At 67.2% G+C, this 14,645-nt stretch carries 12 protein-coding genes; 1 reads left to right on the top strand and 11 read right to left on the bottom strand.

Annotated elements, in window-relative coordinates; all coding sequences use genetic code 11:
* Positions 1 to 27 precede the first annotated feature (27 nt).
* The 9 genes from NR810_RS52755 to sitA5 (NR810_RS50435) form a co-directional block, all read right to left on the bottom strand.
* Positions 28 to 1,902 (bottom strand): sensor histidine kinase, encoded by a 1,875-nt coding sequence (locus NR810_RS52755; protein ID WP_257463334.1) that lies wholly within the window; start codon positions 1,900 to 1,902, stop codon positions 28 to 30.
* 38 nt (positions 1,903 to 1,940) lie between these two features.
* A complete protein-coding gene (locus NR810_RS50470; protein ID WP_257463333.1) occupies positions 1,941 to 4,166 on the bottom strand; it encodes an ATPase domain-containing protein in 2,226 nt (741 codons plus the stop codon).
* A complete protein-coding gene (locus NR810_RS50465; protein ID WP_257463332.1) occupies positions 4,163 to 4,591 on the bottom strand; it encodes a hypothetical protein in 429 nt (142 codons plus the stop codon). Before NR810_RS50465 ends, NR810_RS50470 begins: the two co-directional genes overlap by 4 nt.
* Positions 4,592 to 4,799: 208 nt before the next feature.
* A complete protein-coding gene (locus tag NR810_RS50460; RefSeq protein WP_257463331.1) occupies positions 4,800 to 5,753 on the bottom strand; it encodes a DUF2381 family protein in 954 nt (317 codons plus the stop codon).
* Positions 5,754 to 5,916: 163 nt separating this feature from the next.
* Positions 5,917 to 7,701 carry a serine/threonine protein kinase gene (locus NR810_RS50455; protein WP_257463330.1) on the bottom strand — a complete coding sequence of 595 codons (1,785 nt, stop codon included), beginning with the start codon at positions 7,699 to 7,701 and terminating at the stop codon, positions 5,917 to 5,919.
* 60 nt (positions 7,702 to 7,761) lie between these two features.
* A complete protein-coding gene (locus NR810_RS50450; protein WP_257463329.1) occupies positions 7,762 to 8,940 on the bottom strand; it encodes an acyl-CoA dehydrogenase family protein in 1,179 nt (392 codons plus the stop codon).
* Positions 8,941 to 9,022: 82 nt separating this feature from the next.
* Complete coding sequence (locus NR810_RS50445; RefSeq protein ID WP_257463355.1) at positions 9,023 to 9,373, bottom strand: DUF2019 domain-containing protein; 351 nt, start codon at positions 9,371 to 9,373, stop codon at positions 9,023 to 9,025.
* A 33-nt stretch (positions 9,374 to 9,406) separates the two neighbouring features.
* The gene (locus NR810_RS50440) at positions 9,407 to 9,778 is read right to left on the bottom strand and encodes a DUF2019 domain-containing protein (protein ID WP_257463328.1); all 372 of its coding nucleotides are present in this window, start codon (positions 9,776 to 9,778) and stop codon (positions 9,407 to 9,409) included.
* Entirely contained in the window at positions 9,775 to 11,196 is a 1,422-nt protein-coding gene (sitA5, locus tag NR810_RS50435; RefSeq protein WP_456062048.1) for a SitA5 family polymorphic toxin, read from the bottom strand. The genes NR810_RS50440 and sitA5 (NR810_RS50435) overlap by 4 nt, the downstream gene beginning before the upstream one ends.
* 87 nt (positions 11,197 to 11,283) lie before the next feature.
* Here sitA5 (NR810_RS50435) and NR810_RS50430 point away from each other — a divergent pair, with 87 nt between their 5' ends.
* Positions 11,284 to 12,045 (top strand): SDR family NAD(P)-dependent oxidoreductase, encoded by a 762-nt coding sequence (locus NR810_RS50430; RefSeq protein WP_257463326.1) that lies wholly within the window; start codon positions 11,284 to 11,286, stop codon positions 12,043 to 12,045.
* Positions 12,046 to 12,570: 525 nt separating this feature from the next.
* On the opposite strand, the gene NR810_RS50425 is transcribed toward NR810_RS50430, so the two are convergent.
* Complete coding sequence (locus NR810_RS50425) at positions 12,571 to 12,921, bottom strand: DUF2019 domain-containing protein (protein ID WP_257463325.1); 351 nt, start codon at positions 12,919 to 12,921, stop codon at positions 12,571 to 12,573.
* Positions 12,921 to 14,363 carry a SitA5 family polymorphic toxin gene (sitA5, locus tag NR810_RS50420; protein WP_456062047.1) on the bottom strand — a complete coding sequence of 481 codons (1,443 nt, stop codon included), beginning with the start codon at positions 14,361 to 14,363 and terminating at the stop codon, positions 12,921 to 12,923. Before sitA5 (NR810_RS50420) ends, NR810_RS50425 begins: the two co-directional genes overlap by 1 nt.
* Positions 14,364 to 14,645 lie beyond the last annotated feature (282 nt).

Raw genomic sequence — 14,645 nt, 5'->3', positions numbered from 1 at the left:
TTCGCGGGTCCTCGACGGGCACCGGGCTCAGGGCCCGGCCGCTGGCAGGGTGAAGAAGAAGGTGCTGCCGACCCCCACCTGGGATTCCACCCAGAGGGTGCCTCCATGCGCCTCCACGATGCTCTTGACGATGCTCAGCCCGAGCCCCGTCCCCCGCTCGCTCACCCCGGACGCCCGCCAGAAGCGCTCGAAGAGGTGCGGCAGGTCCTCGGACGAGATGCCTGGCCCGTTGTCCTTCACCGAGATGCGCACCATCCCATCCACCTTCCGGGCCCGCAGGGTGAGGGTGCCGCCCCGGGCGGTGAACTTGATGGCGTTGCCCACCAGGTTGGAGAGCACCTGGAGGACGCGCTCCCGGTCGGCCAGCACGCGCGGCAGCCCCGGGCACACCTCCACCACCAATTCCTGGGACTTCTCCAGGGCGAGCGGCCGGAGCACCGCGAGCGCTTCGCGGAAGAGCTCGTCCACCGTCCACGGCTGGGGCGCCAGCGGCATGGGAATTCCCTGCAGGCGCGCCCGGTCCAGGATACCCCCGATGAGCTCGCGCATCTGCCCCGTCGCCAGGAGGATGCTCTCCAGGTGGCGGCGGCCATGATGGCGGCGCTCCTCGCCGGGGGGCCGCGCGGCCCTGAGGAGCATCTCCGCGTTCATCCGCACCACGAGCAGCGGCGTCTTGATGTCGTGGGAGACGACCGCGAGCAGCTCCTCGCGCCAGCGCACCGCCTCCTCGGCCTGCTGGTAGAGCAGCGCGGTGTCCACCGCCGTCGCGATGCGCTGGGCGAGCGCCTCGAAGAGGGCGAGGTCGGCCGGGCCATAGCGCCCCGGTTGGGCGGCGATGAGGCACAACGTCCCCACCGTGCGGCCGCGCACACGGATGGGCAGGCGGATGTTGGAGGGGAGACCGGCCCACTCCGCCTGCTCCACCCGGCCGAGCCCCTCCGGTAGGCCCTCGGGACTCGCCGGGAAAGCGACCCAGGGATGGGACGCGAGGACCCGGGCGACGAAGGACTCGCTCCCGGGAGGTTGGCCCGGGGGCTCGGCGGCCATCATGGCGATGCGCTCGGCACCACCCAGGCCCGACGGGAGGAGATCAATGGCGCAGCAGTCGGCCCAGGCGGGCACCAGCAGGCGCGCGATGCCGGACAGCGAGGAACGGTAGTCCAGCGAACCGGCGAGCACGGCGCTCGCCTCGGCCAGGAAGGACTGGCGCCGGTGGGACGCCTCGACTTCCAGGTAGGCCTGACGCTCGCGCAGCAGGAACTCGCGCTGGACACGCTCGAGCACCTCCGCGCGCTGGCGCAGGTGCATCTCGCGCTGCAGGGCATGGTGCCGGTCCAGGGCCACCGCGAGCTGGTTCGTCACCGCGTCGAGGAAGGCGAGCCCCTCCTCGGACAACACCTCGGCCGCCTCCACCTGGAGCGAGCCGAAGACGCTCCCCTTGGCCACCAGGGGCAGGGTGATGAAGGCCGGCTCGGCACGCGTGGGAGGCCGCGGAAGGACCCACGTCCCCCCCTCTTCCAACCTGGCAACCGCCTCGCCCTGGGGCTCCACCTCCTTCACCCCCATCAACCAGGCATACGTAGCAGCCGCCCGGTCGGCGGCCAGGACGAGCTGCGTGTCCGTCACCTCCCCGGCATGCCAGACGGTCAGGTGCGGGCGGCCCGGCACGGGCTCGCCGCTCGGGTCCATCCCCACGAGCAGGACGGCGATGCGCAGGGGCAGCGCCTGGGAGGCGAGCACCATCACCTCGGGGAGGGTCCGCTCCATCCCCTCGAAGCCGGTGAGCCGCTTGCTGATCTCATACAGGTAGTCGAGGTGACGCCAGGCATGCTCCAGCTCGCGGAAGACCCGGGGCGGGCTCCCCCGCGGCACCTCGATGTTCGACGGGCTCCCATCCTCCACCGGACGACCTCCTGGGTGTGGCCCCCTGGCTCGCGGGGCTACTTCCGACGCCCCCGCTTGGACACCGGGCGGCGCTTCTTCGCCAACCCCTTCGAGGGTTGCTTCCTGGAAGGTGGAGACGGGGCTTCTGGCTGGCCACCCGGCAGCAGCAGCCCTCCCTCCCCGATGCTGAAGCGATGGGTCGCCCGATCATGGCTGCTGCCGCGGGTCTTCACCACCGTCAGGCTCGGGATGAGCTGGCCCTCCTCCCGGGCGTAGCGGAGCATGAGGATGTTGTCGGCGAGCGGAGACAGGCCGCGCTCGCTGATGATGTCGGAGACGAAGAGCGAGCGCGCCTCGAGGGTGAAGAGGCTCGTCACCCCCATGCCGCGCAGGCGGATGACCAGGCCGTAGAGCAGCAGCCGCAGCTCCTCGGACACCAGGCCCCGGACCTCGATGTCGCTGGCGCTGTCGAGTACCACCCGGGCGGGCCGGAGGGTGGCGACCTTGTCCTCCACCACGCTGAGGAAGCGCGCCGCGTGCAGGTGCTCGCGCGGCAGGAAGAGGATCTCCACGCTTCCGGCCTCGAACGCCTGCCGCAGCGGCAGCCCCAGCGCCTCGGCGGACTGGAGGAGCTGGGCGGGGCCTTCCTCCAGGCTGATGTAGAGCGAGCGCTCCCCGGTGCGCACCGCCTCGAGCACGAACTGCATGCCCAGGGTGCTCTTGCCCGTCCCGGGGCTGCCCGACACCAGCGTCACGCTGCCCGCCAGCAGCCCGCCGCCCACCAGCGCATCGAGCTGCGGCACGCCGGAGGAGAGCCGCCCCCGGTGGAGCGAGGGCGGGACGGGCTCCACGCGGGGCAGCCCCTCGTCGATGCGCGGGAAGACGCTGATGCCCCCGCGGCCAATGGCCATCGCGTGCCGGCCCTTGGCATGCCCGGTGTTGCGCAGCTTGTTCACCTCGATGTAGCGGCGGCGCTCGAAGCCCTCCTGCTCCCACGTGAGGAGGATGAGCCCGTCCATCACCGTCTCCTCCACACCGAAACGGGTGTGCTGCGACGAACCGGAGGGGATGTCGTTGAGGAAGAAGCCCACCGCCTCCTGGTTCTGCACGATGTTGGCCAGCCAGAACACCTTGTCGCGGACGATGCGCTTGTCGTCGATCTTGTGGAGGAAGACCGACATCGAGTCGAGCACCACGCGCCGGGCCCCGAAGAACTCGACGTGGTGCTGCATCTCCAGCAGGTGCCGGTCCACCAGGATGTCCGGCTGGGGGATGAAGACGATCCGGAGCATCCCCCGGTCGATCTCCCGTTCCAGCTCCCAACCCATCCCCCGGGCGGTGGCGAGCAGGCGCTCCTCGGTCTCCTCGAAGGAGAAGTAGATGCCCTTCTGGCCCTGGTCCCGGGCACCCCGGTAGAGGAACTCCAGCCCCAGGATCGTCTTGCCGGCGCCCGCCACGCCCGAGACGATGAGGCTCGAGCCGTGGGGGATGCCCTCGCCGAGGAGCTCATCGAGCTTGGAGACCCCCGTCTTCAGGCGGTCGATGTGCCCCGGCCGCTGCCCGGTCTGGCGCTTGCGCCGCAGGGTGATGCCCGGCGCATAGACCTCGGCGCCGGCCGCGGTGATGATGAACGGATGCTCGTCGCGGCTGTGCCCGGTGCCGCGCAGCTTGACGACCCGCAGGAGCCGCTGCTGCTCCCCGGACAGCTCGCGCTGCTTGAGGGTGATGATGCCATCGATGGCGGAGAAGGCCGGGTGCTCGAGGTGCTCGGGGTTGTACTCTCCGAGCAGGAAGGTGGTGCACTCCCAGGCCATCAGCCGGACGGTGAGCTCGTAGGTGAACTTGCGCAGCTCCTCGGCGGACCTGGCCAGGTCGTCGAAGACCTTGTAGCTGTCGATGACCACCATCGAGGGCTTGAACTGCTTGAGGTTCTCCATCACCAGGTTGGCCGTCAGCTCCAGGCCCTTGGTCCGGAGGATGACACCGAGGTCGACGAAGCGGATGCGCTCCTCGAGCAGCTCGGGCTTGAAGAAGGAGAAGGGCCGCAGGTAGAGCAGCGTCTTGGCGGTCGGCTCGGAGAGGGTGTTGAAGTAGAGGACCCGGCCGCCCTGGGCGGCGTGATGGAAGCACATCTGCTGGGTGAGGATGGTCTTGCCCGAGCCCGGAGCACCGGCGACGACCGTCATCACCCCCTTGGGCAGGCCCCCGTGGAAGACGGCATCCAGGTTGGGGATGCCCGTCTCCAGCCGGTCCATCGTCGGCTGTTCACCTGGACCGCTCATGCCTTTCCACCCTTTTCATCCGTCTGCTGGACGCGCACCTTGCGCAGCTCCACATGGAGGCCCGGCGTGAGGATCTCCCCCGTGAGGGCCCCGAGCACGCGCAGCAGCTCGACCACCAGGAACGTGAGGGAGTCCTCGAGCAACGCCCTGTCGAGGACGGGCGCGCCCTGGCGCAGCTCCCCGAACCGCACTCCGCTCGTCTCGACCTTGAGCGCCGAGAGGTGCGGGAACCGCTCGGCCCCATCGTGGAGCACCCGGTCCACGATGGCCATCAGGGAGACCTCTCCCAGGCTCAGGTGGGCCCGGCGCCAGAGCGCATCCAGGGCGCGCTCGTAGAGTTCCACCAGCTCGTGCTGCGACAGGTTTCCCGCCCAGCCGTCCCGCCAGGCCTTCACTGTCTCGCTGTGGACGTTCCGCTCAGGCATCTCTCGAGGAGCCCTGGGTCTGTGGGGGGCAACCACGAAGGCACCCTTAGCGAGAGAGACCTGGGAAGTCCACTTCGGAGAAGCGCTCCTGTCGGCTCGAGAGAGCGGGGAGCCGTTCCAGCCCTCGGCCAGGGTCATTCCCCGCCCTGGACGTTACCTTACCAACACGGCGAGAAGGCCCGAACGCTTGCAGCGGCGTTGATGGACATCAGCGGAATGGGGCTGACGGGAACGTCACGCCGTCGAGGAGCTCGCCCCTGGCGTTGCCTTCCTGACTCCACAGTTTCAAGGTGAAGGTGCCGCGCGCCTCGTTCTCCGTCGCCTCCACCTCCACCACGACGCGGCCCTTTTCATCCGGGGCCATGGGCTCCCGCGGCCAGACGCCGAGCACCTTCAACTCCGCGTGCGTGGAACCCACCAGCACCGCACCGGCGGGCGTCCAGGGCGTCTCGCCCTTGTTCCACGGCATCAGTTCCACGATCAGCCGCACCACCGTCTGCCCTCCCTCCGTGCGCTCGGTGTCGGAGCGGTAGCTGCGCGCTGACAAGAGTTGAAGTGTGTTGCCCGGACGCGCGGTGACGGCGCCAATGATGTTTTTGGAGGCAACGCCCCCTTTGCCCATGAGCTCGTGGGCGATGAGGCCCGTGAGCCCCATCTGCCCGGCGCACTCGGCCTGGACACGAGCCTTCTCCTCCCGGCATTGCCGCGCTTCGGCCCGTGCCTGCCGCTCGCCCTGCCGGTGGGAAGCGAGCGTGCGAGGCTGACGCGTCACCTCCACCTGCCGCTCGGCCTGGGAGGGGTGTACCGCCAGCCAGAAGGTGACGCTCGCGGGAGCCGCGCCGTCCTGGAAGTGGACTGTCATTGGCACACGCTCCCCATCCTCCAGCGCCTCCGTGGGGACGAGCGTGAGGGCATTCTCCCCTTGGAGTACCACGCGGAACCGCTCTCGTCCGGCCAGCTCCACGTGCGCCAGCTTGGAGTCGAAGAACAGGTTGGTGGAGAGCCCTGGGTGGATGCACACCTCGAACACCGCGCCGGGAGCGTCCGCTTCGAGGTGGCGCGTGCCCATTTCGCAGACAGGGAGTGCGGACTGTGCGGCGGTATCGGTGGGCGCGGCGAGCAGGGTCCATCCCACGAGGGCGGCGGAAGGCAGGGCGAACACGGAGCGGAGACCTCCAGAGCGAGCGGACGAGACTGGGAAAGTCGGCCTCTACCACACCTCCTACCCGGTAGTGTACGGGGTGCAATTGTCGCTGGGGTCCTTCCGGCCGCGCGCCGGACGAACCTGTCTGACAACAAGACAAGTTGCTCCCGAGCCACCTGGCTCAGTCGAAGCGGTCCACCACCCGCACCTGTGCCACGGGAATGACCAGCACATTCCCCGGCTCGCTGCCGGGCTCGAGCTCGAGGCCAACGTTGTCATCCGTATCCAGCAACTCCATGCAGACCCGATACGTCTCCCCGCTGGGCGTGTGGGCCGTGGTGAAGCGGCCATACACCCGCTTCTCGCCGAAGTAGAGCCGCCCCGAGAGGCGGGTGTTGCTCGGCAGTGCGAGCTGGCGGGTGGAAGTCCGCCAGTTGCCACCGACGATGACCGGGCTGTCATCGCGCACGGGCACGGGCCTGCCCCTCACGTCGGACAACTCAACGGGCCACCTTTCTCCAATGCGCAGGCCCAGCGTCTCCGTCATGATCTTCACGGCGCCCGCCGGGCACTCCAGGGGTGGAGGCTCCGAGCGTACGGGCGGCACCTGCTGCTGCGCGCTCAAGCAGGCCTGCAGGGCGGCTCCGGTCAAACCCAGACACATGTTGCGCGCGGCGGCCTGGGCGCGCTTGGGCTGCACTTCCCGCTGGGGGCCTGTCGTCTGCTGCTTCTTCTTCACGGGGGCTGTGTCCTTTCCGGACGCCGCGGGCGAAGCGGCGGCCGCGGGGGGAGGCTCCACCGGCGGCGGAGTCGCGGCACGTGCAGATTCTGGTGCAGGCCCCGGGGGCGCCACTTCCTGGCCAACGCTGGCCTCCCGTGTTGGAGACTCGGCGGGCGACGTGACGGGTGAGGAGCCGGTTCCGGCGAGCCATGCGCCGCCCAGCACCAGCCCCAACCCCACGCCCGCCCATGCCGCCGCACGCCGCTCGCGTGCCCACCGTTTGCTTTTGCCGGACGCACGAGTCCCGCCGCGCAGTGGCACCGTCCAGGACTCGTCCGGACAGGCCCTCAGCGTCTCCAATGCCGCGCATAGTTCCACGGCGCCCGGGTAGCGGTCCTCGGGCTTCTTCTCCAGAAGCCGCAGGCACACCGCTTCCACGGCCAGGGGGACGCGCGGGTTGACGAGGTGCGGCGGCAGCGGCGCCTGGTGCAGTACGGCCTCCACGTCCACGCCTCCGCGCTCGCCCAGCAGGAAGGGGTCTCGCCCCGTCAGCAGCCGGTAGAAGACGACTCCCAGCGCGTACAGGTCATCTCCCACCCCGGCCCGGTAGTGCGCGCCCGGCGCGTCCTTGTTCTCCCGGCCGAAGCGCCACGCCTCGGGGCTACGGTAGCGGGGCGTGCCCGGGGGAAACAGTCCCTCGGTGAGGGTGGGCGCCCCCTCGTAGTAGCCCACCCCGAAGTCCACCAGCACCGCCTGCCCGTCACTCTTGCGCACCAGGATGTTGGCCTCCTTCACGTCCCGGTGCACCACCCTGGCCTCGTGCACCACCGCCAGGGCCCGGGCCACCTCCAGCACCCTGTCCACCACCTGGTGCGTGTCCACGGCGTGCTCGCGCGCCCAGACGTCCAGCCTCACTCCGTCCACCAACTCCTGCTTCACGAAGACGAAGCGGGGGTCCTTGGCGGGCCAGCTGCCCGCGCCCAGCACCCGCGCCAGGTTGGGGTGGTGCAGGTGCAGGCGCGAGCCGATGAGGGCCTCGCGCCAGGCTCTATCCTCACCGTTCTCCACCGGCACCATCTTGAGGGCGGCGCGGTGTCCTTGGGGGCCACGCACCTGGTACACGATGCCGAAGCCGCCCGCGCCCAGCACGGCCTCCACCACGTCACCTCCAATGTTCGTGCCGGGAGGCAGTGGAGAAGCGTCGAGCGAGATGTTGGGGACAGCGGGCTGGGGATGTGAGGGCATGGGGGACTACCTCCCAGGACCTCAACCTAGCAGGTTCCGCGCCGGGATCGCTGCTCCTTCTCAGCTGAAGGCGTCGTGGCCGGTGATGGCCTTGCCGAGCACGAGCGTGTGCACCTCGTGGGTGCCCTCGTAGGTGAAGACGCTCTCGAGGTTGAGCATGTGGCGGATGGGCGGGTAGGCGTCGGTGACGCCGTTGGCGCCGTAGATGCTCCGGGCCACGCGGGCGATCTCCAGCGCGGCCTTCACGTTGTTGCGCTTGGCGAGGCTCACCATGACGGGGGTGGCCTTGCCCTCGTCCTTGAGGCGTGCCAGGCGCAGCGAGAGGAGCTGGGCCTTGACGATCTCCTGCAGCATGTCCGCCAGCTTCTCCTGGGTGAGCTGGTAGCCGGCGATGGGCTTGTCGAACTGGCCCCGGGAGAGGGAGTACTCGCGAGCGCCCTCGAAGCAGGCGATGGCGGCGCCGGTGACGGCGAAGGCGATCGTCATGCGTGCGTTGTTGAGACAGGACAGGGGCCCGCGCAGGCCGGTGACACCGGGGAGCACGTTGGCGTCCGGCACCCGGACGTCCTGGAAGGACAGCTCGCTGGTAGTGGAGGCACGCAGGGAGAACTTCCCGGGAATCTCGCGGGCGGTGAAGCCGGGCATCCCCTTCTCCACGAGGAAGCCACGGATGGACTCGGGGCCGCCCTCGTCCGTCTTGGCCCAGACGACGGCCACGTTGGCGATGGTGCCGTTGGTGATCCACGCCTTGGAGCCATTGAGCACCCAGGAGTCGCCGTCACGGCGGGCGCGGGTGCGCATGCCGCCGGGGTTGGAGCCGAAGTCGGCCTCGGTGAGCCCGAAGCAGCCGATGATCTCACCCCGGGCCATGCCGGGCAGGAAGCGCTGTTTCTGCTCCTCGCTGCCGTAGGCGTGGATGGGGAACATGCAGAGCGAGCCCTGCACGGAGGCGAAGGAGCGAAGCCCCGAGTCCCCGCGCTCCAGCTCCTGGAGACAGAGGCCGTAGCTGACGGTGTTCATTCCGGCACAGCCGTAGCCCTGGAGGTTGGCGCCGAGCACGCCCAGCTCGGCGATACGGGGAACGAGGTGGGCGGGGAAGGAGCCCTCGCGGAAGTGCGTGCCGATGATGGGGAGCACCTCGGTATCGACGAAGCGGGCGACGGTGTCGCGAGCGGCCTTCTCCTCGGGAGAGAGCAGATCGTCGATGCGGAAGAGGTCGGTGATGTCCGCGCGGGGCATGGGGGAAGTCCTCCGGGGGTGAACGGATGGCGGCTTGTATCACCGAGCGGGCCACACGAACGAGGGCCTGAACGAGCCGCGCCTATTCGGGGTCGAGGGCCCAGGTCCCCTCCTCCCATCGCTTCAACGCCTCGGAGGCGGAAAAGGCGGCCAGTCCTTCTCCGGCTGCCGCCTCTCGCAGAACGGCCTTGGCCTCCTCTGTTTGATGACGGAGCAGGAAGGCTGCTGCCTTGACGCGGACATCCATGCGTGGATGCGTGAAGAGAGCCGTGAGGGCATCCCGCCCAGCGTTGCCATGGGCACAAAGCTCGTCGAATGCAGCAATGAGCTGATCGGCGTGCTTGTTTCCGGTTCTGGCATCTCCCCTGAAAATCGAGTCCGTCTGCGCCTGCACATGACGGGCGAACCTCTCTACGAGTTCTTCTATTTTCACCTCTGGTCTGACCAAATGGTTCCTCCTTTGAGCTCAGAGGGGCTTGAAGGTGCCCGCCCTCCATTGCTTCAGCGTTCTTTCCGCGGAGAACCCCACCAGACCGTTCGGGGGTTTGGCGAGTTCGGTCAGCACACGTTCTCCCTCGCTCGGAGCGAACTCCAAGACCGATGCGGCAGCCCAGCAACGAGTGCCTGGGTCTGGATCGTCGAGCAACTTCAATAACTGACGTTGCGCTTCGAGCCCTCTTGCTCGCAGCTCCCTGTCGATTGCCACGAGAAGATCGAACATCCGGTTTCCTTCCTTGGGTTTGCCCGCATAGATGGCGCGCCACCTCTCGGAGGAAAGGGCCCTGGTTTTTTCGACCAACTCTTCCGTTGGTAGTTTCTTTACGTCCGTCTTCTTCATGGAAGCACTCCGAATTGTCTCAGGATGTCCAATCCGAAAGCGCGCTGTTCCTCATAAGACTTCGTGCGGAGCCACTCACGCACCACCATATTCCCTGTATCCCGGGATTTGGATGAGTAGTATGCGCTTATTGCATCATGCCTTGCCTTCTCCACCGCGATGACATTCTCGGTGTTGTGGATCGCTTCAGGGCCGAATCGATCGACGTTGACCTTGCGCTGCTCGACGATGTGGTGCCACTGGTTGCCATCGCCTGCGGGGCCCATGAAGTCCTTGAAATCGTCAAAGGACTTGAAGGCACGGTGCCCATTCGGAAGGAGTATTCCTTGCTTGGGCGTTCGGCTCCCGCCGCTTGAGAAGGAGCCGCTACCTCCCCCTGGAGCGGCCATGGCCAGGGCGGTCATTGGCACGACGGCGCGCAGCGTCCCCTCCACGCTGGAAATGATGAGCCGCTCGCTCCCCGTCGCCGCATCCACCAGACGCAAGGCTTGCCTGGTCTCGACCGTGCGCGAGACCTGCCTGAAGCCCGGCAGCTTCGATGCCCTGCCCATGAGCTCCGCTGTCTCGCCTAACGCGGCCGTTGTCAGCATGACGAGGATTCGCACACTGTTGGGACCGATGACGCGGCCGAACCGCTCGCCCGCATCGCGTAGCTCCGCGAAGGTCGTGGCTCGCGCCGCCTCCTCCGAAAGCCGCACATAGGCTCGGGTCACCTCGAACAACTCGGACCCGAGATACCCCCACATGAGCACGGTCGACGCGAGGGCCACGCTCTTGGTCACCACCGGGTCGGGCGCCAGCCACAGCGCCATGTAGGCCGTGATTCCGAGGGTGACGGTTGCCAGCACCTGGTTGGGGTCGAACGTGGCCCGCAGTTCAGCGGCCACGCCTTCCAGCGCCGGGCCCACCGCGAGTGCCAACGCCATCTTCAGTTTGTCATCGGCCTGGAGCTGGGGCCCGTCGTCAAACAGCGTGAGACAATCTCCCTGGGTGCCGCGCCGCTCGCAGAAGCGCCCATAGGACCGCGCCAGGTCCGATTGCCACGCGTCCCCGCCCGAGCCTCCGGAGCCGGGCGCGAGTCTTCCGCCGGGCTGCACGCGAGCGGAGGACACCACCCGCAGCGGCATGTCGAGCAACAGGGCTGACACGGCCGCCGTGAACTCCGCCTCCCCCACCTGCACCGGCGCGAAATCCATGGGTAGCCTGGCGAAGACGACTCCGCTCTGGCCCACCTGCCCCTGTCCCCCCCTTGTGTGCGCCCGCCGTTCACGGGACGACTCTGGAGCTGGAGGTGCCCCGTAACGGAACCCGGGCGGCTGTCCGACTCGGTGAGTCTCCGTGGAGCATCCGCTGAGCAGCGTGAGCACCACCAGGGCCAGCATGGTGAGGCGGGACACGACGATGTCCGCGCGAGGCATGGGGGAGTCCTCCAGAGTTGGTGGGCGGCCAACGGCTTGTATCACCGGGCGCGCCACACGAACGAGGGCCGGGTATTCTCCGGGGCCATGAAAACTTCCAAGAAGATGGCGGTGGTGACGGGCGCGAGCCGCGGTATCGGGCGCGCCCTGGTGCAGGCCTTCGCGAAGGAGGGCTACGAGGTGTGGGCCCTGGCGCGGGCGGCGGACGCGCTGGAGTCCCTCCAGAAAGAGACGGGCGACGCGGTGCGCCCGCTGGCGGTGGACGTGGCGGACGAGGCGGCGGTGCTCGCGGCGAGCAAGCGCATCCTGGAGGCGGGAACGCCCCGCGTGCTGGTGAACAACGCGGGCATCACCGTATCGGCGCCGCTGAACAAGACGACGACACAGGACTTCAACAAGGTGATGGCGGTGAACGTGACCGCGCCCTTCCTCTTCAGCCGCGAGCTGATTCCAGCGATGGCCGCCGCGGGCGGCGGCCGGGTCATCAACATCGGGAGCATCGCGGCCACCCGAGGGGTGAAGTACACCTCGGCCTACTGCGCCTCGAAGCACGCGCTGATGGGTCTGACGAAGTCGCTCGCGGTGGAGTGGGCGCGCAAGAACGTGACGGTGAACATCGTCAACCCCGGCTGGGTGGAGACGGACATGTTCTCCAACGCGAAGGCCGCCATCTCCAAGACGACGGGCCGCTCGGAGCAGGAGGCGCACGCCGCGCTGGCGAACATGAACGCGATGGGCCGGGTCATCCAGCCGGAGGAGGTGGCCGCCCTGTGCGTCTTCCTGGCCTCGGACGCGGCGGCCACCATCACCGGCTCGTCCTACAACATCGACGGTGGCGAGGCGGGCTGAAGCAGGGTCGGCGGGAATCGAAGCCGCCAAGGCCGGAGCCGCCTCCACTCGGGACCAGAGGCCCACTCCCCGTTTTCCCTCTGAAAATGGGGCGCCCATCTCTCCGGGCTGCCGGGCCCTGGTGGCCTCTACCGGGCCCGAGGTGGCTGCCGCGCCCTGTAGCTCTCCCGGATCGCCTTCGTTTCAGTCCTTGGTCCCTGGAGCCCCTGGGCTGCACGACTTTCAATGCACTAATAGGGGCACTGTGGGAAACAAGGCTTCATCGATTGGAACACTGGCCAAGGAAGAGATGAGGCCAATTCACCGCCATTCCTTCCCAACAAGCTAGAATATCCGCCGAAGTTCCATCAACTCGAGGAGCGTTACTTCTCGCTGCAAAATGAGGCTGGAGCAGTGATGACTGAGCGCGACGCAACCAAGCTCGAAATGGCAAGACAAGCCGTCAAAAAGCCATGGGACGAAAACCAAGCAAAGGCGCGGGAGATCCAACCAAACACAGGCCACATCTCCCGCCTTGAACGGCACCTAATCAACATCCAATTTCCAAGTGCCCTCGTCCCAATACTTCAAAACGCGAGACGCCAAGAAAGGGACCATGCCTTTCCCTTTGGCCGCTTCCTCAAGGACGGGTTTTGCCTGCTCGGGTCTATCACTGAGCAAACAGGCCGCCGCGTTGACTCGAACATCCATGCGCGGATGCGCTAACAGTCCCACGAGCGCATCCCTCCCAGCCTCGCCCTGGTCGCGTAGCTTCTTGTAAGCAGCTACGTATCGCTTCGCATACTTGTTCCCGCCCTTACGGTCGCCGCGCATGATCGCGTCAGTCTGCGCCGCTACATTCTGGGCGAAGTCCTCCACGATGCTGCCCAGATCCATTACCACACCCCATTCTTGATGTTTTCAATTGCAAGCAAGGCAAACTCTCGCTGCGCCTCGTAGGATTGAGTGCTGAGCCATTGCCTCACCGTCAGGCGTGAGGACCTGGTGGCGGTCCACTGGATCGACGAATAGAAGGCGCTCACCTCGTCATGTAGCGGCTTGTCTAGAGCAACGACATTCTCGGTGTTGTGTATAGCCTCGCCTCCAAATCGCTTGACGTTCCCTTTGGTCTGCTCAACCAGGTGATGCCACTCCTTGCCTTTGCCCGCTGGCCCCATGGCCGACTTGAAGCCATTAAACGACCCCCACGCCCTGTGTCCGTTCGGCAGGAGCTTACCCCGAGTCGGGGCAGGACTCCCAGCGCCAACGCCCCGGGCGGCCATGGCCACGGCATGAGGCGCCATCACCATGCGGATCGTCCCCTCGGGCACAGAGACAATAAGCCGCTCGGCTCCGGTTGCCGTCTCCAGCAGGCCCAAGCCGGCACTGGCCGCGACTCTCTCCGATGCTTGCGCGAACCCGGGGAGCTTCGGGGCCTTGGAAGCGAGGGCCGCCGTTTCACCTATGGCCGCCGTCCCCACGATGACGAGAATTCGCACACTGTTGGGGCCGATGACACGCCCGAAACGCTCCCCAATCTCGCGCAGCTCCGCAAAGGTGGAGGCCCGGGGCGCATCTTCGTAAAGCTGCGCATAGGCCCGCAGCAAATCAAAGAATTCATAACCAAGATAGCCCCACAGGGCCGCGCTAAACACCAGGGCCGCGCCCTTCGTTATCGGCTCGGGCACTGGCGCCAGCAGCAGCGCCATATAAACCGTGATGCTAATGCTCAGCATTGCGAGCATTCGCGTAGGGTCGAGCATGGCCCGCACTTCCGAACTTACGCCTTCCAGGGCTGGCCCAACCGCCAGGGCGAGCGCAAGACTTCGCTTGTCGTCATCCTGAATGCGGGGCCCGTCTTCAAACAGCGTCAGGCAATCCCCTGGAGTGCCGCACCGCTCGCAAAAATGCCCATAGGCTCGGGCCAGGTCTGATTGCCCCGCTTCGCCACTCGAGGGCGCGAAAGCTGACGCCAGCCTACGACCGACATACAACGGTGGACGGGACGCGGCCACCCGAAGCGGCATGTCGAGCCAAAGCGTTGTCATGGCCGCCGAAAACTCAGCGTCGCTTACCTGCACGGGCGGGAAGTCCGTGGGCAGCCTGGCAAAGAAAGCCTCACCCTCCTGGCTCCCGTCCTCGGCTTCCGCTTCCAGCGCCCATGGCTCGGGCGAGTCGTGCGGCACGGGTGGACGGTAACGCGAAGCCGTCAACCCTCCTCCCATAGGGGCCCCCGTGGCGCACGCTGTAACCAGCATCAGCGCCGCCAGAGCCAGCGCCCCCGCGCGCGGGGACCGCCGTGTCTCCACGGGGCGAGTATCAACAGAATGCCTAGACATTGCCGCACCTCGCCGGGCGAACCGCCCGAGATGGAAGCCCAAACCCGTCGATTACAGAAAGCGGCTGACAGCCAAGTCAAGCCTTCGGGTCTGGTGAGGTGCTGAAAGCCCATCGGGTAGGTTTTGTTTTCCTCGGGTCCGGATGGGGCGGCGGTCTGAGCCATCCCCTCATATTGGACCGAAAACTTCCCGGAAAACGGGTTGTTCGGCCAGCAATTCAACGAATCGAGCCATCAAGGGCAGAAGCGTGTCTTCGGGCATCATGGGAATGGCCTGGTAGTA

Origin of the sequence: Archangium lipolyticum (assembly GCF_024623785.1) — a bacterium.
GTDB lineage: Bacteria > Myxococcota > Myxococcia > Myxococcales > Myxococcaceae > Archangium > Archangium lipolyticum.
This window is presented reverse-complemented; position numbering and strand designations above follow the sequence as displayed.